Source organism: Clostridium sp. LS, assembly GCF_002760435.1.
Taxonomy (GTDB): domain Bacteria; phylum Bacillota; class Clostridia; order Clostridiales; family Clostridiaceae; genus Clostridium.
This window is the reverse complement of record NZ_AUUU01000052.1, coordinates 1-22,747: the sequence shown is the minus strand read 5'-3', so window position 1 is coordinate 22,747 and position 22,747 is coordinate 1. Positions and strand designations below refer to the sequence as shown.

The following is a 22,747-nucleotide window of genomic DNA, read 5'->3' as shown; positions in this document are numbered from 1 at the left end:
ATTCTTTCCTAAACTATCTGCATAAGTTATTAGCATAATTTCATTTTTTATTTTATCCATTTCTATTTCTCCTTCTTACATATAAAATTTCTCACTAAAGTTCTATAACCTAATCAACTTATTCTATAATTTTCATATCTTTTTAATATTTAACTACAATTTTCTTTGCCTTAAAATTATAAGAATATCTTTGAACCTATTCTTGTATTTTAAACCTGTGTATAGAATTATTGAGATTCTGAACAGCTTCATACAATTCATTCGATAAAGAAGCTAATTCTTGAGCTGATAAATTTTCCTCTTCAACTGAAGCTAAAACTTCTTCTGTTGCTGCAGATGATTCCTCTGCAAGAACAGAAATATTTTCTACAGCTTTAATCATTTGCTCTTTAAAACTATTTATATCATTCATCACAAGTGTGACATTTTCTACCTGTAATGATATATTCTCTGTTGATTCTACGATATTTCTAAAAGCACAATCCGTATTCTTTACAGATTCTTCTTGTTTATCAAATATCTCATTTGCCTGCTGAACTAAATCAACAGTATTGCTAGTCTTATTTTGAATATTATTAATAATTTTAGATATCATCATAGTTGCTTCTTTTGACTGCTCAGACAATTTTTTTATTTCATTAGCAACCACTGCAAAACCTTTACCTGCCTCACCAACTCTGGCTGCTTCAATAGATGCATTTAAAGATAAAAGATTTGTTTGATCACTAATTGATTTTATTACTTCAATTATTTTCTCTATTTCTTTAGAACTATTATTTAAATCATATATGTCCGTATTTATTTCCTGAACCATTGACACTGACTGTCTAGTCCTTTCCTTTAATTCTCTAACTACCGAAATAGAAGTATTTCCAATTTCTTTTGTGTCAATAGAAATATCCTTAACCTTTTCTGTACTTTCTATAACAACATCTATTTTTTGAGCTAAAATTCTTATTTGATCTATAGCTTCACTAGAACCTTTTGCTTGTTCTGTTGAGCCTGTTGCTATTTCCCCAATGGCCATAGAGATTTGTTTTGTAGCTTCGGCTGATTCCACTGAAATTTCGGCTAAATCTTCAACATTTTTTAAAACCTTATTGGACACTTGGCTTACCTCTCCTATAAGCTCTTTTATTTTTCTAATCATTATATTAAAGCTACTACTTAAATTCCCTATTTCATCAAGTTTTTTATAATCTAATATTACAGTTAAATCTCCATCTTCTGCTTTTTTCATTAGCTTCATTATAGTGTTAATTGGCTTAATTATTCCACGTGCTATATATAAACCAATTACTATTGCTATAATTCCACATACTATTCCTATTATTAGTGTAAAGACTCCAGATAATTTGATATCATTAATAAGCGAATTCATTGGAACCTCAGATATTATCTTCCAGCCATTATTACAAGAGCTGAATGTAATTAAGTTATTATCTTTTATGAAATTTCCATATGACTCCTTACTATATACATCATTTATAGTATTGCTTAAAGTATCGCTACTAATATCTTTATCATCAATATTAAAAATGACATTTTTATTTTCATCTACTATCTGAACATTATTATTCTTATCTAAATTCATTTTTTCAAAAAGATTTTTAAAAGCATTTACTTTTATAGACATAATTAATATACCATTATCACTTTTTCTAATTGTATCCTTATATTCTCTCATTAGAAATATCTCAGAATTATCATTAATTCCTGTAATCCAGTATATTTTATCTTCATTTTTTCTTATTTCATCATATAATTGAGAATTTCTTAATTTATTCTTAATATAATCCTGGGAATGGGAATCCACAGTGCCTAAGATTTTACCATCTTGCTGAATAATACAAAAAGTTGAAATATTCCCATCAGAGTTAGCTATAGATTTAAGAATCCCTTCTGCCTCTTTGCTTTTTTGCATACTATCATAGGAATAACTATTATTATTTATATCCTTCATTAAATCTGCTAAATTTGAATTTGTTATAACTAAAGTCGTCTTGTTAACATATTCATTAATAAACGAAGTAACATTCATATTAATCTGATTTAACAATTGTTCTGAAAAAGCAGCTACTTTTTTTTCAACTGTTCTCTCAGCTACGATATATGAGAAACTTCCAACTATTAGTATTGGCAATATAGCTATTATCAAAAATGTAACTATTAATTTAGTTATTATTTTCCCTGATATTTTAATGGTTATTTTTTTTCTTTTCTTAAGGAGCTTCATCAAATTTTCCATATTTATTCATCTCCTATTTCTAAATGTAAAGCAGCAAATTATTTTATATCCCATTTCCTAAGAATTTCTATACTTGACTCTCCCTTTGAAAACACTTTAATACCAACAGCATCTTCACTTGGATATATGAGGCTTGTCATTACCTTCTCTCCATCATTAACAAACACTTCTATTGAACATTTATCAACAAATATACGGAGTCTTAATTTGTTATTTATTAAATCAACTTCTGCTCTTCTTTCACCCTTAGGTCCAATACCAGACTTATCAATATTAAATATAAATTGTCTATCTTTTTTCCTATATGATAAAACTGTTTCTTCCTGATCACTTACTCTTAATTTTAAGCCAAATTCATCGGCTTCCTTAGCATCATAAACTATCTCAAGTTCATAGCTATCTCCAATAATATCAAGTTTCTTATCTCCACTTATCTTCAAGTCCTTTAAAACAACTTCATTAACTCTATAATTCTCAATTTCCTCAACTGGCCTAAAATATAATTTAGTATCTTTTAGAATTACTTCCCTTGGAATCGTCATAGCTCCAGCCCAATTATGACTCTTGCTATATGTAGGATATTCCTTTTCCCACATAGTCATCCAACCGACCATAATTCTTCTACCCTTACTATCCATTGTTGTTTGGGGGGCGTAAAAGTTAAATCCATAGTCAACTGGAGAGAACCTATCATATTTAAATTCCCCTAATTTATAATCTAAATTTCCAACCATATACACACATGAATATATATTTGTTAACTCACCATTCTGGTCTTTAAAATACTGTGGAGATACAATAAGAACCTCTTTATCTTGCAGCGAAAATAAATCTGGACACTCCCAATTTTCACCTAGATCTCCATGACTTTTTGCTGTAACATTAACAAAATCCCAATTTATCAAGTCTTTTGATTTAAACATCAAAACTTGTCCTTCTCCGCAATTATTATTGGAACCTAAAAACGTGTAATAGAACTCCCCTACTTTATATGTTTTAGGATCACGTATATCTTTTGAAGATGAATTCTTTGGAACTTGCTTTGTATCTATCACTGGATTACTTTCATGCTTTATAAAATCAATTCCATCTTCAGAATATGCTAAACACTGAACCTGCTTATAATCCTCTTTTTCATCAGGCCCTGTAGTTATATGACCAGTATACATAAGATATAGTTTTTCATCCTTTTCTATTGCACTTCCAGAAAAGCATCCATTTCTATCAAAATCTTTATCTGGCGCCAAAGCTATAGGCAGATAATCCCACTTTATTAAATCCTCACTTACAGCATGTCCCCAATGCATAGGCCCCCAAACTGCTTCATATGGGTTATGTTGATAAAACAAGTGATACTTATCCTTATATTGAATAAAACCATTAGGATCATTAATCCATCCATATTCACCCATTAAGTGATAGTTAAGTCTATATTGATCATTTATCTTATGCTTATTATTTTTAATATATTGATCTGCCTCTCTTTTTTTATTGCTGTACATTTTTTTATCTCCTGCAAAACACATTTTTTTATTTTATAGACCCTTGTAAAACCCCACCTATAATACTCTTTTGTAAGAACAAGTAAATTATTAATACTGGAAGTATTGATAACATTAAAGCTGACATTGATAAACCATAATCTGTAGTATAAGTACCATTAAAAGCGTATGTTGATAGTTGTAGAGTTCTTTCATTTGGAGCTATTAATATTAATGATGGTAATAAGAAGTCATTCCATATCCATAACACATCTAGGGTAGTTATAGTCATAGTTATAGGCTTCATAATAGGAAATACTATTTGCCAAAAAGTTTGAAATCTTGAAGCTCCATCTATCATAGCAGCCTCTTCTAACTCTACTGGTATACTTTTAATAAATCCATGATACATAAATACTGCTAGAGACATTCCAAAGCCTAAATACATATAAATCAATGCCCACTTTGTATTAAGCATTCCCATTGAACCATAAATAGATACTAAAGGTATCATTATTCCCTGGAATGGTATAATCATAGATAAAACCATTGCAAAAAATATAACCTTATTAAGTTTCCAATCTTTTCTAACTAATATATAAGCAGTCATCGAAGAAAATATAATTATTATAAGCACACTTAGAACAGTTATAATTAATGTATTAATAAACGCATGTCCATAGTTCATCTTTTCAAAAGCATCAATATAATTAGAAAATTTAAAATCACTTGCCAATGCTAATGGATTGGCAACTACATCCTTTCTAGCTTTAAAGGAATTTATTAACACAAAGATAAATGGTACTATATATACAAGTAGAAGACCTGATATAACTATATACTTTATAATATTTGCAATTAATCTCTTATTTTTCATTATGCTTCTACCTCCATCTTCTTAGTTGTATACACTTGAAATAATGATACTGCCGCAACTATTAAAAATAAAACAAAGGCTTCTGCTTGTCCAACGCCATATTGTTGTGATAAAAATGCCTTATTATAAACATGCATTGATATCATTTCAGTAGCCTGGTAAGGTCCACCCTTGGTAAGTGAAAGATTCACATCATAAACCATGAAACTTCTTTGCAAACTTAAAAATAAGCAAACTGTAAAGGATGGAATCATCATAGGAAGTGTTATACTTATAAGTTTTCTAAAACCATTTGCGCCATCTATACTTGCAGCTTCTAAAATATCACTTGGAACATTCATAAAGCCAGCAACATAAATAATCATTAAATATCCTGAATATTGCCAAACTGTTACAATTATTAGAGTCCAAAGTGCTTTATTGGGATCTGCAAGCCATGAACTTGAAAAAATCGCAATATGAAAATTATTACCTATATAAACTAATATATTTGAAAATACGAATTGCCAAATGAACCCAAGAATTATTCCGCCAATAAGGTTTGGTGTAAAGAATCCAGCCCTATAAAAATTTTGACCTTTCATTCCACTTGTTAATGCATATGCGAGTAAAAATGCTATTACATTCATAAGTATTACAGCTGCAATGGCATATTTAAATGTTAACCACAAGGAATTCCAAAACACTCCATCTTTAAATACTTCTGAATAATTCTGAAATCCAATAAAATTATGAACATCTGATACACCGTTCCAATTTGTAAAAGTTAAATAAATACCGTATAAAAACGGTATAATCATGACCGTAAAAAATGCAAACGTACCTGGCCCTGCATATACAAGATATGTTCTTAATTTACCCAAAAAGCTTTTTTCGTTTGTCATACCCACTACTCCTTCTATAAAACTTTTTATATCCTTATATTAAATAAGGCACATTCAAAAAAATAACAAATCAATATGCTAGTCTATTTTCCACCATACTTCGTCGGCATATTCACCTAATAGTCCACACTATGAGGTAAACATACCTCCTTGTCTGATGAAAAATATACATCGCACTTGGACTTGTTATTTTATTTCATGTGCCTAACGGATATTCATAAACACGCCTATCCGTTATTTTATTATGTTATTATTTAACGTTCTTCCAGTAATTTTGAATATCAGTAGCTAAAGCTGCCTTATCGCTCTTACCATCAAGATATTTTTGCATTGAGCCTCCATTTTGTGCCCAATGATCTCCTGGTAATGTTGTCATAGGTGCTATAACTTTTTTGTCTTCCATGTATTTCTTTATTGATTTTCCAAGAGGATCAGCGATTTCTAATTTAACATTAGAGAAAGCTGGAATTAAATTAGCTTTATTAACTAAGAAATCTTGACCATTATCGCTATATACTAACCATTCTAAGAACTTCTTTGCTGCTGCTTGTTGGTCCGCATCATTATTTTTAGTATCTACACCAATAAATTTAGCTGGTCCTGCATATATTTGTGAATTACCGTAATCATCTGCATTGTTACTTATTGGAACTGGTATAAATCCGTACTGTCCATTAGCTTGATCAAATTCTTTGATTTGTGGCCATGCCCAGTTACCCATAAACCAGAAAGCCGCCTTACCAGTACCTAAATACTCAGGTGCTTTTTCATAAGTTCCAGCTAGTGGTGCTGCCTTATCAATATTATTTGCTTTTAAAACATCAAAAGTTGACATCAAACCGTTGAATACAGCATTACTGTTTAAATCAACTTTTCCAGCTTTTATATCTTGTACAAATTTATCTGCTGCTCCAGCATCTTTTGATTGATCTAAATACGCTATTGGTAAGAAATGTGCTCCAAGTGACCAATCCATTGGCGAAAGAACCATAGGTGATACTCCAATACCTTGTATTTTTTGGAACGCAGCTTCTAAATCTTTAGTCGTTTTAATAGTAGTTGGATCTACTCCAGCTTTATCTAGTACTGTTTTGTTATATATTAATCCAAATCCCTCGATTGATAATGGGAAGCCCACTTGCTTTCCGTCTATTTTAGCTGCATCTAAACTTCCTGCTGTTGCATCTTTAACCCATTTCTCAGATGATAAATCTGCAAACTTATCAGCAAACTTAGGAATGTCATTAGGGTCAAGCATACTTAGAGATGGTGCGTTTCCAGCTGCATACATAGAAGATACCTTTTGGAATGGTGATTCTCCCGCACCGGCTTGGACAATATCTACTGTTATATTAGGATTTTCTTTTGTAAAAGCTTTTGTTGCATCTTCTAATTGAGTTGCAATTTCCCCTTTTGTGTTAAGAAATGTTATTTTAACATTTTTTCCTGAAGAACCTTTATCACCAGTTGTACTTACGCTGCTAGAACCACAACCAGCTAATAAAGAAACTGTTAAAACAACTGTTGTTAGAATAGATACCAATTTTGACTTTTTCATAATATTCCCCCCATTTTATTGGATTAAATTAAAAGTGTAAAACAAACTTTAATTTAATCATTTCTTTGAAATTATATATTAATAATTTTCTCCAATCCTAATTCTCCCGGAATGGGAAAACTACAAATACCAAAATTTAATCATTAATTTACTTTTGAAAACATTTACCTGTTGAAATTATTATATTCTTATATTAACTATATGTCAACGGGTTATCATATATTTTTTTTAATTTTTTTATAATTAATGTAAATCAAATATATCTTGTTATTATAATCTAATTTTCAAATTCCTCTTATTATACAGGCACTATGCAAAATAAAATTTAATTTCAGATTAAATTCTGCACATTGTTAAATTTATATATAATTATTTTTTAAAATAATTTTATGTTAATATATGTTAACATGTTGCTATAGATTTTTTCTCTTTTTCAAGTTATATTTAATATAGCTATTTTTTTAATACGTAAGGAAGTGATTTTTTGCCTAATATAAAGGACGTTGCTAATCACGCTGGTGTTTCAGTAACTACAGTATCTAGAATTATGAACAATAGAGGTTATATCTCTGAAGAAACAAGAAAAAAAGTATATGATGCCATGGAAGAATTAAATTATCATCCAAATGAAATGGCTAAAAGTTTATATACAAAAAAATCTAATTTAATCGGACTAATATTGCCTGACGTAAGCATTCCATTTTATGCAGAAGAAGCAAAACATATAGAAGAAGCTTTATATATGAATGGTTACAAATTATTATTGTGTAATGCAAGTAACAATTGCATTCGGGAAAAAGAATACATAGCTATGCTACAAAGAAATCAAGTTGATGGCATAATCATCGGCAGTCATACTTTGAAATTAGAAGAATATACAAAGTTAAAACTTCCAATTGTTGCTTTGGATAGATTCCTTGGAAAAAACATACCTGTAATATCCGCTGATCATGCGCAAGGCGGTTACTTAGCCGCTAATGAATTTATGCGCCTAGGCTGCAAAAATATTCTTCAATTTGTAGGAAATAAACAAGTAGCTACACCTGCAAATGAAAAATGCTTCACCTTCTCTAAAATAATGAAAGAAAACAATATTAATTGCATTGATATTGAATTCCCAGTGAATTTCTTTTCATTTGAAAATTATCTGCCTTTTATAAAAACAGCTTTAGATTCTAATCCAAAGGTCGATGGCATATTTGCTGTAGACACAATAGCATTTGCAGTAATAAAGGAATTATCATCACGTAACCTTAAAATACCTGATGATGTAAAAATTATAGGCTATGATGGAATTGCTATAGGTAGTGTTATAGCTCCAGTGCTTACGACAATTAAACAGCCTATAAGAGACATTGCAAATTCAGCAGTTTCAACTCTGCTATACCTTATCAACAACAATAACACTATGATTCCTAACGACATAAAATTGCCTGTAATGCTATCTCAAGGGCAAACAACCTAATTTACTAAAAGTATTTTAGACAATACTAATACCTAAAACCAGAATGTATATGTTAATTGATTGACATATACATTTTTTGCATCCTCCATTTATACAAAAACTTCATACCCTCCTCCGAGTTATATTATTTGAAAATCGTTTACACAAGCTATGATACCAGTTCCGCATTCATCATGTCAAGTACTTTGTATAAATAAAAAATTTATTATATTTAAGCTTCAAAAACGTCTATTTAATCATTTAGATCATTTGAATTTCTTTATTTTAATTATCAATTATAAATTTCAAAATATATAAGTATTATTAATAAATAGTTTAGGGTACCAGTACCACATAATCTTCTATTTTAATTTTTATGAAAATATGGGCATATGTCTGGTATTATTATTTATACTTTCTTAATAATGTGAAAAGGGCACTAAACATTGTGTTTACTGCCCTTGAATTTGCACATAATTATATCACATACTTCACTTCTTTATTTTCAAATAATTCTTCTATCTCTTTTATAAAAAATTCCTTTATCTCATCTATATTTTCTTTTTGATATACATACTTTCCATATCCAAATTGACCATATTTGAATTTACGTTCTTCATCGTTCATTGGTAGCTTACTTTCTGGAAATACTTGAAGTATTATATTTTTAGCTGTTGTAGTATATCTATGAGATATTATCTCAAAGGTTACTGGTACTTTTAAATCCTTTGGAAGTTTCTCACTTAATTTTAATAACAAATCATGATAATCTTCTTTCCAATTAGGATAGAGAAATACAGGTGCAATTAAAAATCCTATTGGGTATCCTGCTTCAGCCGCTTTCATGCTTGCTTCTATCCTTAAATCCCTAGAAGCAGTGGCGTGTTCGTATTGATCTATAACTGTAGCAGTATTAATGCTAAATCTTATTTCTGTATGACCATTATGCTTTAAATCAAGCAAGGAATCTATATCATTATATTTTGTTACAAACCTAAACCTAGCATTTTCATTGCTTCCAAAGAAAACTATAGCTTTTTCTAAAGAATGGGTATACGGCTCCACAGGTATAGGATCAGATGTAGCTGCACCTTCAAAGATAGTTATGTTTGGCAATCTTTCCTTTATGTATTTATCAGCTTGACTAAGAATCTCATCAATATTTACATGAACTTTTACAAATGGCTTATCTCCAAGCTTTGTATTTAAATAACAATATTCACATTGTCCCATACATCCTGAAATTAGCGGCAATTGATAGTGGGCTGATGGTTTACAGGACTGAAATTTCAAACTTTTCTTAGTTCCAACAACTAATGTCTTCTTTCCCTCTCTGTATTGGGAATAAATATCTTCCCCAGGAATATGCTGCTTTAATTTGTTTGAAGTTAAATTAATAATTTCAATATTATTTTTGCTTTCAAACTCCTTTAGAATATTTTTGCCTATTTCATAATTTAATGAGTCTTTTTCAAATATAATTCTTCTAGGTATAAACATAATTATTATAAGAACCAGCATAAATCAGCTGGCTCCTAGTTCCTCCCTTTTGTTTACTATGTGTTTGCTTTATATAAGCTTAGTATTTACAAAAAATAATAATATCTATACCTAATTTTAATTTTAATTCTTAAGCATTGCCTTTTGCCTTATAGTTTTCAATTTGTTCTCTAAACTTCCTTACGTCTGGCTTTTTGTCTATAGTAATTTCGTTTTTATTATTAATGTTATAAATAACAGGAATAGGTTCTCCTTCTTTAAGTAACTCTAATTCTGCAAAATGTACAATTGTTGTTAATTCACCTGAATATGCATTTCCATTCTCATCTAAAACATTGAGCTCCAGCTTAACTTCAGGCTGCTTCTTTATATAATTTCCTGTTTCTGTTGCTTTCTTAATAAAACCAGCACTTTGTACACCATTAGCTCTAATTCTTCTATACTTTGCTTCTCTAAAGATCATTATTATTGACACCGCAATCAAAGGAATTAGTAAAGCCAATGCCGGAATTATTAATGGTAAAGCTGCTCCAACTCTCCCTTCATTAGTTTGTGATAGAAAATTTTGTGCAATAATAAATAAACTAAAGCATGTAGCCGCTATTATTATAATTATTGATAAGTAGTTATTATCTTTTTTCATGTTTATTCTCCCTTTTTATCGTTAATAGTTTAAAATTTTTATTAAGAAGAGCCTTATTTTATTCTTCCCAAAATAGAGCTCTCTAAATCCACACTATATTTTAGACTTAATACCATTAAGTAGCACTATTACTATATTGTTAACGTTAAGCACTTTGAATATTTTACTCCTTTCTACAAATGATATGTAGAATTTCTCTTTTCAATTCATTATATCATATAATTATTAGAATGGGAAAAAGAGCTAATATTGCTTAATTTAACACATTAGCTCTTATAATAAATAGATACCCAGACTTCTAGTCTAATGGCAAATATACTGTTTCTCCAGAATAGATCTTATTTTCATCTGTAATTCGATTTATTTTTAGAATTTTGGATTTGTTTTTATTGTAATCAATATTATTAGTAGTACAAATATTATTTAAGGTGTCGCCACTTTTTATTATGCATGCTTTCATTTTTATAACTCCATCAGTATCTTTATCTGATTGCGCCAGTACTTTTGAAGCATTATCATTTTGCTGTGCATTTTGAGCTAATTTATTATCTTGTTGTTCCTTTTGAACTAACTCATTACTTTGTTGTAATTTTTCTGCAAGTTCATTTTTTTCTTCAGTTATTTTAGCGTTAGCAGAAACCAGTTCATCAATTTTCTTTGTAATATTAAGCTTCTCCATTCCAAAGTATAGTGTCAATACAAATAAAATAACTGTTAAAAATGTCATTATTAGAGAAAATAAATTAATTTTCACTTTACTTTTTTCTGTGGCTTTTGCCTGCTTTATTTCGATTTTTTTCCCAATATCATCAAAAATATAAAACCCACTAGTTTTTTCTACTTTGCTATTTTTCCATTGGAAGAAACCTCTTATTTCTGCTTTTGGATCAACAACATATGCTATCTGCCATGATAAATTAAAGAAGTTTTCTTGAATGAAAATGTCATAGTTAGATAAAAATATTCCATAACCAGGATGTGTATGCTGCCAGCCTAAAATTTTTTCTGTAGGATATAATTTCTTTTGCTCACTGTGAATATAATTCCAGCTTTCATGAGTAAAAGTTAAAGTTGAAGCTGATGCATCAGTATACTTTGCTTCAATGAATGCAGAAATTATTACATTCTTTTTATTATTAATTTCAGCATAATCACCTATTAAAATTCCTCCACATTCACGAGTTGTATCTTTTTTTGAAAACTTTTCTATTTTCTTATATACATCTTGCTTAATATAAATTTTAACGTCATCAACCTCTACATTTCCAATAGTAATGAAATTAGTAGGAAGTTTAATAGTTTCATTATGCTCAGTAATTTTTTCATCTTCTAAAATTTCAATTTCTTTCATTTATATTCACCTCATCGTTATAAATTACCAAGAACTCTGAGCAATAAGCTAATACCAATAAGCACCAGTACTGCAATACCACTGGTGCCACCTTTTTTTATCAGATAATTTTGCTTCATATAAGCATCCATATATCCTGCTTTCTTTAGATGTTGCTCAACGTGATACTTATATATTATATTTCCGAACATTCCTGAAATCAAAAAAGGTCCAAACAAAACTAATAAAGCGAACATTGCAAAAAGAGCATGATTAGTATTTCTTGTTACTATAAATACTCCACCTATTAACATACCTATAAAAAATGTACCAAAAAGGTATATTACATAATATAAAAATTGAAATAAAAACATCTTTCTATATGCATACCAATATGCACCTAAAAATGCACTCGCCCAATTCCAGCTTACTTTACTATTATTAAGATTAAATTTTTGAAATTTATTAAAATAATATTCTTGATTTTTCCCAATGAAAGCAAATATATCTTCGTCTGTGTTTACGGCTACATTGGGTTGATTATAATAGGTACCTATTGTTTGATTTGTATCTTGAGGCTCATTGTAGTTAAAAGATTGTCCTTGCGTTGAAACAAATGTATATTGTTGCTGCTGCTCAGGTTTTAAAATTATATTTCCACAAGTGGAACAAAACTTATCCCCTTCTTTATAAGCTGATCCACATTTTGTGCAGAGCAGTCTATTACTATTACCATCACTGACAGCGCTCATATTAGTTCCTGTGCATCCAAAGGTACTGCATGCTTTATTTTCACTCCAACACTCCTTATGATGTGGCATTTCGCAAACGCTGCATATTACAACATCATCATCCTCTTTAAATTCCGATTTGCAGTAAGGGCAGATTTTCCCCGTAAAATCCATTATTTATTCCCCCTATGTTTTATATAAGCTTAAAAAAATTCAACTTTATTATTCATAAATAAGCTCTTTATAATTATTTCATAAGTTTGTAAATACATTATTTTAATGTATTCTTGAAAATTTTGAAAATTGGATGAACATTAGTATTACTAAAAATACTATTGCAACTCTGATGCCAATAACTGCCCATACTGCACCGCTACTGGTTCCTCCCTTTTCCTTCAAATAACTTTCTTTTATTTGGTAATCCATATTCTTAGCTATTTGAACATGTTTTTCTGCATTGCACTTGTATATGTAATTACCGAACATTCCTGATACTATGATAGTGGCAATCCATAATAATGGTATACATGAGCCCAAAATCCATATTCCATAAAATATTAATTGATTCAAATACATTTTTCTATATGCATACCAATATCCACCCAAAAATGCACTTGCCCAATTCCAACTTACTTTTTCATTAGCACGATTAAGATCCTGAAATTTATTTAAAAAATAATATAGGTTCTTTCCAATAAAATTCTGCATATCAATATTTGACTCGTTATTATATGAATTAGCATTTGACAGTGTTGGGTTTGTATATTGGGACTGATTATAATTTAAAGGCATCGGTTGCCCTAAAGTATAAGAATTTTGTTCCTGCTGCTCTGACTTTCTAAGAGCATTTCCACAAGCTGAACAAAAAGCTTCACCTTTAAAATAAACCAAACCACATCTATCACAGATTACTCCATCACTATTATTACCAGTTCCCATAATGGTTCCCGTACATCCAAATGTAGTACATGCCTTATTTTCAATCCAACACTCTTTATGATGTGGCATTTCGCAAACGCTGCATATTACAACTTCATCATCTTCTTTAAATTCCGATTTGCAATAAGGACATACTTTTCCTACATAGCTCATTACTACGTTCCTCCTTATTCTTATATAAATAAAAATTTTGATTTTACTCCAAGATTTCTATTTCAAAGTCATATTTATCTTTTCGTTTTTTCTTAATGAGAAGCTTTAATATTGTTAATATTGCAATTAACAGCAATACTGACAAAACAATAACTGCTATTTTTAACTTTTCATTTTGGGCAGCTATATTTTTATAATTTGTTTCTGGGTCTCCTTGTATGATTTTATTATCTTTATCTGGTTCTTCAGCAACACTATCTTTAGGTGTAACTCCATTTATAAAATCATTTATATAAGATGTTCCAATTGCAAATCCTATTCCCTCTGCATCCACCATTTTCATTGTATTTATTCCTATTACTTCACCATTTTCATCAACAAGAGGGCCGCCACTATTTCCTGAATTTATTGATGCATCAATTTGGATATACTCATGATTTCCAACCTTTCTGTTTTTTGCTGAAATTATCCCCTTTGTCATCGTATATGGAATATCTTTTGGTGCTCCAATTGCATAAACCTCTTTTCCTATAGACACCTTGTCCTCTGAAGCTAATTTAAGAGGTGTTAATGTTTCATCTACCTGAACCAAAGCCAAATCAACATTTTTATCAATTTTTATTACCTTTCCAGAACAAGTCTTATCGTTGTATAACTTCACTGAAACATTAGCAAAATCTTCAACAACATGTGCATTAGTTATAATTATATTTTTATTAATTGCAAATCCACTTCCAAGACCTTTACTGGTATAAACAACTGTAACTGAATTAAAGAGATCCTCAGGAACAAAATTTATAGCAAAAGCAGGCCAAGGGATTAGTAGGAGCATGTAAATTAGAAATATAATTACATATTTAATTCTCATACGAATCACCTTTTCTAACATATTATTTTGTATTAAAAACAAGAACAGAATTTCCAAGTGAAATTGCATCACCTTGCTTTAAAACATGCCTGCCTATTCTTATACCATTTACAAGAGTTCCTGATGGTGTCCCCTTGTCCACAAGCACATATTTATTTCCTTCTTGAACAATCTCACAATGCTTTGGAGCAACTAATTTATCTTTAAATAAAACAATTGTGTTTTTACCGCTGTTTCCAATGCTTGTTATACCTTGAAAAACAAGATATTCCTTACCTTCAAACTCACCGCGTATTACTTTTAACCATGCAGATTTCGCAAATTGTTCTAATAACCCTATACCTAAGCCAACCAAAGCACCCATAATAATAATACCTATTGCTCTAGGTATTACTCCTGAATTTCCTCCACTGGCGTTAACAGAATTTGCTATAAAATTAAATAGAAAGCCACCAATAAATCCACCTACAATACCTCCAAGGACACAATTTATAACTCTCATTTTCTCAGGCTTGATTAACCCAATAGCAACACCAACACCTGCCCCCATAACACTCCAGCCAATCGCTCTTACAAAGGCTAAATATATTTCGGAAGTATATTCATTTACACCAGATAATAAGGATGAATATAATAACTGAGCCAAAAATCCTCCTACCAAACCAATAAGTAGTGCTATACCAAGCCCTATTAAGCCATATTTAACTGCCTTTTCCTTTGACCCATAATATATTCCTTCTCCAATTCCCATTACTGCACCGATAAGACCACCAATTATTGCAGAAAATAATGAAGATTCCATGAGAGTCGCACTTCCTATTAATGCATAAAATTGTGTTTGAGAAATCTTTCCTGATATTACCTCACTCATAAGACTATCATATGGATGCCCCCTCCAAGCAAGAATTGTCTTTGTATGAATTGGAGCAATCTCTGCTATTCCCCAGGCAATAAAACCGCCAATTAAACCATATAAAATTCCCTTCATAAATATAGTTTTAAAATTAATCTTTCCACCTTTTGGGACAACAGCCTGCTGACTGCTTTGCATTCTTGCAGTAGTTGGTATAAATTCAATACCTTCAAGTTCATCTGCAGTAATATCAAAATCATTTTCTTCTTCAATTTTTTCTGTTGTGGTAGCAGCAATTAGAGAACTTTCCGATTCTACTATCTCTTCTTCAATTGGCAAAGGATCAATAGTCTCAATACTTTCATCCCCTTTAATTGCTCCTCCCTCTTCATCAAATATATCTATATCAAAATTTGATGGAATAATCCCTGATACCTCCTCGCCTGTCCACAAATCAATATTTCCAATAGGAAATAGATGCTTGTTTGCAATTGCCCATTTAGCAGCAGCTGCTGAAAGAGGACTATAGGAATTCCAGGACTTATATTGAATCATGTCTCCTATGTTTACAATAATATCTGATAAAGATTCACCTGCTCCCCATATATCTCCAATGCAGATTTGTCCATCTTTGAAGTTAGGATGCCATATAGGAGTTTCAATTGTACAAAGAGGCTTGTACCTTGGATATTCTGAATGTAGAGTAATTATAACAATATGCTTATTTAAAGTTTCAACCTTGCCTTCCTCAATCATATAAATACCATTAATATAATAGGTTATTTTGTATTTCTCTGCTGGTTCAGGTCCAATTGGTTCAACTATTATATATTTGTGTCCATCAAAGTGCTTTTTTATATCTTCATAGTCTGCTGCAATTCTCCTAAGTCTTGCATTCATTCAAATAAACCTCCTAAAACTTCGTTCTTATCGTTAGATAATTCATAATGAATGTACTTTAAACCACGTCTTGCACTAATAATGTGAAAAAGAGGAATGCCAATATCGAATAGTTTTTTATAAAGAAAATCTTCATCTCCTAAAACTGAATGAATTGATTCAAATCTCATTATCTTTCCACATTTTTCACATACAATATCTTTATTACTTAATTTATTTACTACATTAAATATTTCTTTTGAATGGCCACAGCTGCAGACTGCCGTGGTTGCAATATCTCTATCAAATTCCACTATTGCCTCTTCTCCTAAGTCCCTTTTTGCCTGCTCTAATACGTCATTAATAGAAATATCCCTCCCAGACCATGGCATTTCCTTAATATCCTCATATAAATCATGACTCATGCAGTCATCTTTTCTTTGATATTCAACAATAAAAGAATCATGAGTTAGGCCATTAAATACATATCCCTTTCCAGCAAGTGTTGGCAATTGTCTATCATTATGAAGCAACTTAAGCATTTCTTGAACCTGAACTCCAGCAATTATAGAAGATGAGGTTGGAGTAGTAGGAGTTTTTCCTTCAAGAATCTGCTCATGAGTAAGAAGTGCACAAGACTTTCTTTTATTAATTAGCTTCCAATCAGTTTCAGTCATTGTACATTCATAACATGGGCCAGGAGGTGCAAAAACTCTTGCAAAACCATTTAATACTTCAATTGCTCCATCGATCCAAGGCTTGTTCACCTTATAACAAGATTGATTAATAGCAAGCCGAGCCTCTCGATTATCAAGACCTCCTAAAACAACATCCATTTTTCTAAAAACGCCTAAACCTATGTCAGTTATAATATTAGCTTTTAATGAAATTGCCTTTACATCAGGATTTATTTCTATGGCTTTTTCAGCAGCTGCATCAGCTTTATATTTGCCAACATCACTCATTCGAAATAATATGGACCTTGTTAAATTTGTTTGTTCGATTTGATCCATATCAATGATTACTATTTTTCCAATACCAAGTAACGCTAAGTTTTTAATAAGTTCATTTCCAATAGCACCTGAACCAACAACCATAATAGTAGAATTATGTAAAAGTTCTTGATTCCACCATGGAATAAGCTCAAGTCTTGAATACCTATTTTCATTAATATCTAAATCTAAAATTTCACTCATGTTATGCACCTGCAGTTATTTCAGGTTGAAGTCTTAAAACATCACCGTCTTTTATTTTCGCATCAGAGAGTGTTTGAGTCTCCAAAAGCTGCCTTCCTGAAACTTTATGAATAAATTTATAACTAATTGGATTTCCATCAGGTCCAATTGATGGAAGCTTTATTTTTTCTATAAGTTTAACCATTATAATACCTATTTTAATATCATCAGGAAGACCAACTTTCTGTTCCTTATTTCCAGTTGCATCAATAATAACCACATTAACTTTTCCCATAACTTCATCATATCCTTTCAAATATTTATTCAGATGATTAACTCTCTATTGGCAATAGACATATATTTATACTTTCAATAAACATATAAGTTATTTTTTGCCATTCCACTTCATTATTACACATAATTTACCAAAAGTCAAAAGCTTGAACCAATTAAGACAAAAAAACTAGAAGATAAACATTGAATGCTTATCTTCTAGCCTGGTTAATTATCTATTAAAAGGTCATACTGTATAGTCTATGTTATTTATTATTTACTTGTGCTTAGGTTTAGCCTTCAAGTGCTTGTGATAAATCGTAAATTATATCATCAATATGTTCTGTACCAATTGAAAGACGAACTGTGTTTGGTTTAATTCCTGATTCTGCAAGTTCAGTTTCATTCATTTGTGAGTGAGTTGTGCTTGCTGGGTGAATTACTAATGACTTAACATCAGCTACATTTGCAAGTAAAGAGAAGATTTGTAATCTATCGATAAAGTCTTGAGCTTCTTGTGCTCCACCTTTAACTTCAAATGTAAATATTGAACCTGCTCCATTAGGGAAATATTTATTGTATAGTTCATGATCTGCGCTATCTGGTAATGATGGATGGTTAACCTTCTCTACCTTTGGATGATTCTTTAAGAATTCTACAACTTTTAATGCATTTTCAACGTGACGTTCAAGTCTTAGAGAAAGTGTTTCTAACCCTTGTAATAATATAAATGCATTAAATGGACTTATGCAGGCACCAGTATCTCTTAATATAACTGCACGGATTCTAGTTACATATGCTGCTGCTCCAACTGCTTCTGCAAATTTAATTCCATGATAGCTTGGATCTGCTTCGCTTAATTGTGGGAATTTTCCTGAACCTATCCAATCGAATTTTCCTGAATCTACAATTACACCACCTAATGATGTACCATGTCCACCGATGAATTTAGTTGCTGAATGAACAACTATGTCTGCCCCATGTTCGATTGGTCTGAAAAGGAATGGAGTCCCAAATGTATTATCAACGATTAGCGGAATTTTATGTTTATGTGCAATTTCTGCCAATGCATCAACATCTAAAATATTTGAATTTGGATTTCCAAGTGATTCGATAAAGATTGCTTTTGTATTTTCTTGAATTGCATTTTCGAAATTTGATAAATCATCAGGATCTACAAATGTTGTTGTAACACCATTTGTTGGGAATGTATGTGCTAATAGGTTGTATGATCCACCATATATAGTTTTTTCTGCTACTATATGATCTCCTGCTTTAGTTATGTTTTGTAATGCATATGTTATTGCTGCTGCTCCTGAAGCTACTGCAAGTGCTGCTACTCCGCCTTCTAAAGCTGCAATACGTTTTTCAAAAACATCTTGTGTAGAGTTTGTTAAACGTCCATATATATTTCCAGCATCAGCTAGTCCAAATCTTGCTGCTGCATGTGCTGAATTTCTAAATACATATGAAGTAGTTTGATAAATTGGTACTGCTCTAGCGTCTGTAGCTGGATCTGGTTGCTCTTGTCCTACATGAAGTTGTAATGTTTCAAATTTTAATTTTCTTTCTTGGTTACTCATAATTTTTTTGCCCCCCATTTTCATTTTCTATTTTTCTTATATATTTACTATGATTTGTATCTTACTCCTACATTTTCAAATTGTCAACATTTATTTTTAAGCCCTATGTACCTTGTAATCTATAGTGCAATATACAAATAATTAGTCAAAATTAAGTAGTAAAAAAGCTACCTTCTAGATAAGAAAGTAGCGAAAAAATCATGTACATACTTATCTTTCAGATTTAACATCTGCAGGAATTAGCACCTTAAATTAAAAGCATATTACCTTTCAATCCAGGTTGCCAGACATCCTAGGGCCAGTCCCTCCGTCTTTCTTGATAAAATAAATATTAAATTGTATTATTCTTAGCTGTTTACTATGATATAAAGTATACATTCTTTATATATGACTGTCAATACTATTTACAATATAATTTATAATTTTCTTTAAATAATTCATTTATATATCTCCTTTCAAAATCAACCTTTCAGCTAATTTTAATTAAAATATTTAAAACTCTTATAAAGTAAACCTAAAGAGGTTATGAAGTCTTATTCATTTAAGAATACTAATTCACCATTAAAATAAGTTCTTTCGATATTAATGTTTGATATATCTAAAGGATTTACAGTTAATATGTCCCTATCTAATACTACGAAATCTGCTCTTTTTCCAACCTCTAAACTTCCTATTTCATTTTCCTTTCCTAATACATATGCTGCATTTATAGTAACCATTTTTATTGATTCAAGTGCAGATATTCTTTCCCTAGGATTTAATCTGTAACGTGTATCGTTCATATCAATTTTCTTTGGATATCCTGAAGGTATAAAATCATACATATTTCTTAATGTTGAACATTCTATAGCCTTTAGTGGATTAGAATTTTCTAAAGCATCATTATCTGAAGATCCAGCAATAATAATCCCCTCATCAATAAGTGATTTTAACGGATATTGCCTATGTGCTCTTTCTTCTCCTATAGCTAGCACTTCATGCTTACTGGAGCTTACATCTTTATAAAACCAAAATGGTTGTATAATTGCATTTATATTTAGGCTCTTCATTCTTCTCATATAATATCTAGTTATTAAGTCCATACGAGTTAATGAATTTCTATATCTATGATTTGAATTACTTTTATAAGAATATTCTATTGCATCAATGGACAGCTTACAGGCAAGATCTCCTGCAGCATGAACGCAAACATTAAAATCCAATCTGTTTGCCATTTTTATTCCTTCTTTAAATTCATCATAATCCCATAAAAACATCCCATTGCTTTCACAGGTGCTTTCTATTGACTCATAGGGCTTAAATAAATATGCTGTCATCTTTTCTATAAAACCATCAGCAAAGAACTTAGTTATTGATATGTCAAGCAATTTTGTTTTATATAGTATACTGTTTCTCTTTAAATGATGCATTTGTTCATGTATAGTTTTCTTACATATTTTCTGAGGCTTAATAGTTACGCCGTGAATTACCCTTAATTTCAGCTTTTGCTCATTTTCTAACCTTTTAAAAAGCTCAAGGGTAATTTCTAAAATATCATCGTCAATTAAACTTATAGTTGTTACTCCATATGAATGTAATATATTCTGATATTTTATGAATTTATTTAAGTATTCCAACTGTTTATAATTTTTAGTACTTTGAATTTTGTCCATATTAACTAGACTCATTGCATTTTCCTTTAATATCCCCCACAGCTCTCCTTGTTCATCTAATTCAATTTTCCCTCCAATAGGAACTTTTGTGTCCTTAGTTATTTCAAAATATTTAAACGCTTCATCATTTAACCATAATGAGTGGCCATCAGCTGACTTTAATACTATAGGTTTATTAGTTTTTATCTTTTCAAACCACTTCTTATTTGGACCTTTAAATACTTCCGTGTAGTTATAAGAATTTTCTTCCTCTCGTTCGAAAACAAAATTCTCCCAACCAACGCCATAAATGATTTTTTCCTCTGGATGAGAATTAATATAACTCTGAATTATTTTTAGATAATCCTTGAGATTACTTATTTCAAAAAGGGATAATTCATCTTTTCTTATCATCATTCTCTCTGGCATATGACAATGGGCATCAATAAACCCGGGAAGCACTACTCTATATTTTAAATCAATTACCTCTGTTTCATTAGTACAGTACTTTCTCACCTCTTCATTACTTCCTAAGGCCGCTATAATCCCATCCTTAACAGCCATTGCTTCATATACGTTATTCTCTTTATTAATACTATGTATAACTCCATTAATTAAAATCTTTTGAGCACTACTGCAAGATTTTTTAATTATACCCATTTTGAGCTACACTCCTTTTAGCAAAAAATATATTTAGACATTCAATCTATTATATTCACTGACTAAAACTTTCTTGCCACTATTTATATATTTTATAAAATATATTTACTTTCTCTTTACAGATAGTTTGTATTTATAGATAATAATTAGTAAGAATAATTATTAGGAGGCATGAATATGGAAGAGCTAATTTTAAAAGAAGGAATGAAGGCTCCAGATTTTACACTAATTGGATCTGACAAACTGGAACATAAATTAAGTGATTATCTAAATAAAAAAGTGATTATCTATTTTTATCCCAAAGATAATACTCCTGGCTGCTCACAAGAAGCTCAAGATTTCAAGAATTCAATTGAGGATTTTAACAAACAAAACACTATAATTCTAGGTATAAGCAGAGATTCATTATCGGCTCATGATAAGTTTATTGCTAAATATGACTTGCCTTTTATTCTGCTTTCTGATGAAGGGGAAGAAGTATGTAATCTATACGGTGTATTAAAGGAAAAAACTATGTTTGGAAAAAAATCTGTAGGAATTGAAAGAAGTACTTTTATAATTGATGAGAATGGAGTAATTACAAGGATTTACAGAAAAGTAAAAGTTCCTGGACATGTTGAAACCCTAAAGTGCTCAATATAAGTTTTTATATTAATACAAAATCTTTAAGTGGTAACTTACCGAAACCATAAATATTTTTGTTCCCAAGAACTATAAAAAGTTCTAAGCTGCAGGTTGTGCCCATTTTAGCATGTTCCCACTAGAAGTAGTGACAAGCTGAAATGGCACAACCTGCAACTAAGAATCTTTAACAGCTCATTTTCAAATGTCTTTTTCACAAAAATATTTATGGTTTCTAGTTAAGGTATTAACTTAGATATTTTGTAAATATATAAATATACTTATAATTAAACTTAAAGAAAAGCTACAGATTTTTTTCTTATAACGTAAAAAAGATAGTCAATATGACTACCTTTTTATTAATTACCTCGCAACGTCCTACTCTGCCACACAGTCTCCCATGCAGTACCATCGGC

The 22,747-nt window shown here is 30.5% G+C and carries 18 protein-coding genes and 1 riboswitch; of the genes, 2 read left to right on the top strand and 16 right to left on the bottom strand.

Annotated elements, in window-relative coordinates; all coding sequences use genetic code 11:
- Window positions 1-196: 196 nt before the first annotated feature.
- The 5 genes from COL3_RS14005 to COL3_RS13985 form a co-directional block, all read right to left on the bottom strand.
- The gene (locus tag COL3_RS14005; protein ID WP_008418745.1) at window positions 197-2,248 is read right to left on the bottom strand and encodes a methyl-accepting chemotaxis protein; all 2,052 of its coding nucleotides are present in this window, start codon (window positions 2,246-2,248) and stop codon (window positions 197-199) included.
- Between the two features lie 38 nt (window positions 2,249-2,286).
- Window positions 2,287-3,750 carry a glycoside hydrolase family 32 protein gene (locus COL3_RS14000; protein WP_008418744.1) on the bottom strand — a complete coding sequence of 488 codons (1,464 nt, stop codon included), beginning with the start codon at window positions 3,748-3,750 and terminating at the stop codon, window positions 2,287-2,289.
- 28 nt (window positions 3,751-3,778) lie between these two features.
- The gene (locus COL3_RS13995; protein WP_008418743.1) at window positions 3,779-4,606 is read right to left on the bottom strand and encodes a carbohydrate ABC transporter permease; all 828 of its coding nucleotides are present in this window, start codon (window positions 4,604-4,606) and stop codon (window positions 3,779-3,781) included.
- Window positions 4,606-5,490, bottom strand: coding sequence for a sugar ABC transporter permease (locus tag COL3_RS13990; protein WP_008418742.1), 885 nt, complete (start codon window positions 5,488-5,490; stop codon window positions 4,606-4,608). Before COL3_RS13990 ends, COL3_RS13995 begins: the two co-directional genes overlap by 1 nt.
- A gap of 250 nt (window positions 5,491-5,740) precedes the next feature.
- Complete coding sequence (locus COL3_RS13985) at window positions 5,741-7,048, bottom strand: ABC transporter substrate-binding protein (RefSeq protein WP_008418741.1); 1,308 nt, start codon at window positions 7,046-7,048, stop codon at window positions 5,741-5,743.
- 484 nt (window positions 7,049-7,532) lie between these two features.
- Here COL3_RS13985 and COL3_RS13980 point away from each other — a divergent pair, with 484 nt between their 5' ends.
- Window positions 7,533-8,513: a LacI family DNA-binding transcriptional regulator gene (locus COL3_RS13980; RefSeq protein WP_008418740.1), complete on the top strand. Its 981-nt coding sequence runs from the start codon at window positions 7,533-7,535 to the stop codon at window positions 8,511-8,513.
- Window positions 8,514-8,969: 456 nt separating this feature from the next.
- On the opposite strand, the gene splB is transcribed toward COL3_RS13980, so the two are convergent.
- From splB to COL3_RS13925, 11 genes are all read right to left on the bottom strand, one after another.
- Window positions 8,970-9,992: a spore photoproduct lyase gene (splB, locus tag COL3_RS13975; RefSeq protein WP_035282252.1), complete on the bottom strand. Its 1,023-nt coding sequence runs from the start codon at window positions 9,990-9,992 to the stop codon at window positions 8,970-8,972.
- 130 nt (window positions 9,993-10,122) lie between these two features.
- The gene (locus COL3_RS13970; RefSeq protein ID WP_008418738.1) at window positions 10,123-10,635 is read right to left on the bottom strand and encodes a hypothetical protein; all 513 of its coding nucleotides are present in this window, start codon (window positions 10,633-10,635) and stop codon (window positions 10,123-10,125) included.
- 298 nt (window positions 10,636-10,933) lie between these two features.
- Window positions 10,934-11,986 carry a Mov34/MPN/PAD-1 family protein gene (locus COL3_RS13965; protein WP_008418737.1) on the bottom strand — a complete coding sequence of 351 codons (1,053 nt, stop codon included), beginning with the start codon at window positions 11,984-11,986 and terminating at the stop codon, window positions 10,934-10,936.
- Window positions 11,987-12,003: 17 nt separating this feature from the next.
- The gene (locus COL3_RS13960) at window positions 12,004-12,870 is read right to left on the bottom strand and encodes an RING finger protein (RefSeq protein ID WP_008418736.1); all 867 of its coding nucleotides are present in this window, start codon (window positions 12,868-12,870) and stop codon (window positions 12,004-12,006) included.
- 102 nt (window positions 12,871-12,972) lie between these two features.
- A complete protein-coding gene (locus tag COL3_RS13955) occupies window positions 12,973-13,788 on the bottom strand; it encodes an RING finger protein (RefSeq protein WP_008418735.1) in 816 nt (271 codons plus the stop codon).
- A gap of 43 nt (window positions 13,789-13,831) precedes the next feature.
- The gene (locus COL3_RS13950) at window positions 13,832-14,656 is read right to left on the bottom strand and encodes a trypsin-like peptidase domain-containing protein (RefSeq protein ID WP_008418733.1); all 825 of its coding nucleotides are present in this window, start codon (window positions 14,654-14,656) and stop codon (window positions 13,832-13,834) included.
- A gap of 22 nt (window positions 14,657-14,678) precedes the next feature.
- Complete coding sequence (locus tag COL3_RS13945) at window positions 14,679-16,409, bottom strand: FHA domain-containing protein (RefSeq protein WP_008418731.1); 1,731 nt, start codon at window positions 16,407-16,409, stop codon at window positions 14,679-14,681.
- Window positions 16,406-17,584: a ThiF family adenylyltransferase gene (locus tag COL3_RS13940; protein WP_008418729.1), complete on the bottom strand. Its 1,179-nt coding sequence runs from the start codon at window positions 17,582-17,584 to the stop codon at window positions 16,406-16,408. Before COL3_RS13940 ends, COL3_RS13945 begins: the two co-directional genes overlap by 4 nt.
- 1 nt (window position 17,585) lies before the next feature.
- Entirely contained in the window at window positions 17,586-17,879 is a 294-nt protein-coding gene (locus tag COL3_RS13935; protein ID WP_242982137.1) for an EsaB/YukD family protein, read from the bottom strand.
- A 250-nt stretch (window positions 17,880-18,129) separates the two neighbouring features.
- Window positions 18,130-19,419 (bottom strand): O-acetylhomoserine aminocarboxypropyltransferase/cysteine synthase family protein, encoded by a 1,290-nt coding sequence (locus tag COL3_RS13930; protein ID WP_008418725.1) that lies wholly within the window; start codon window positions 19,417-19,419, stop codon window positions 18,130-18,132.
- Window positions 19,420-19,626: 207 nt separating this feature from the next.
- A riboswitch (SAM riboswitch) is annotated at window positions 19,627-19,745 on the bottom strand.
- Between the two features lie 207 nt (window positions 19,746-19,952).
- Window positions 19,953-21,710, bottom strand: a complete 1,758-nt coding sequence (locus tag COL3_RS13925) for an amidohydrolase (protein WP_008418722.1) — start codon at window positions 21,708-21,710, stop codon at window positions 19,953-19,955.
- A 177-nt stretch (window positions 21,711-21,887) separates the two neighbouring features.
- Here COL3_RS13925 and COL3_RS13920 point away from each other — a divergent pair, with 177 nt between their 5' ends.
- Entirely contained in the window at window positions 21,888-22,352 is a 465-nt protein-coding gene (locus tag COL3_RS13920) for a peroxiredoxin (RefSeq protein WP_008418721.1), read from the top strand.
- Window positions 22,353-22,747: the final 395 nt, after the last annotated feature.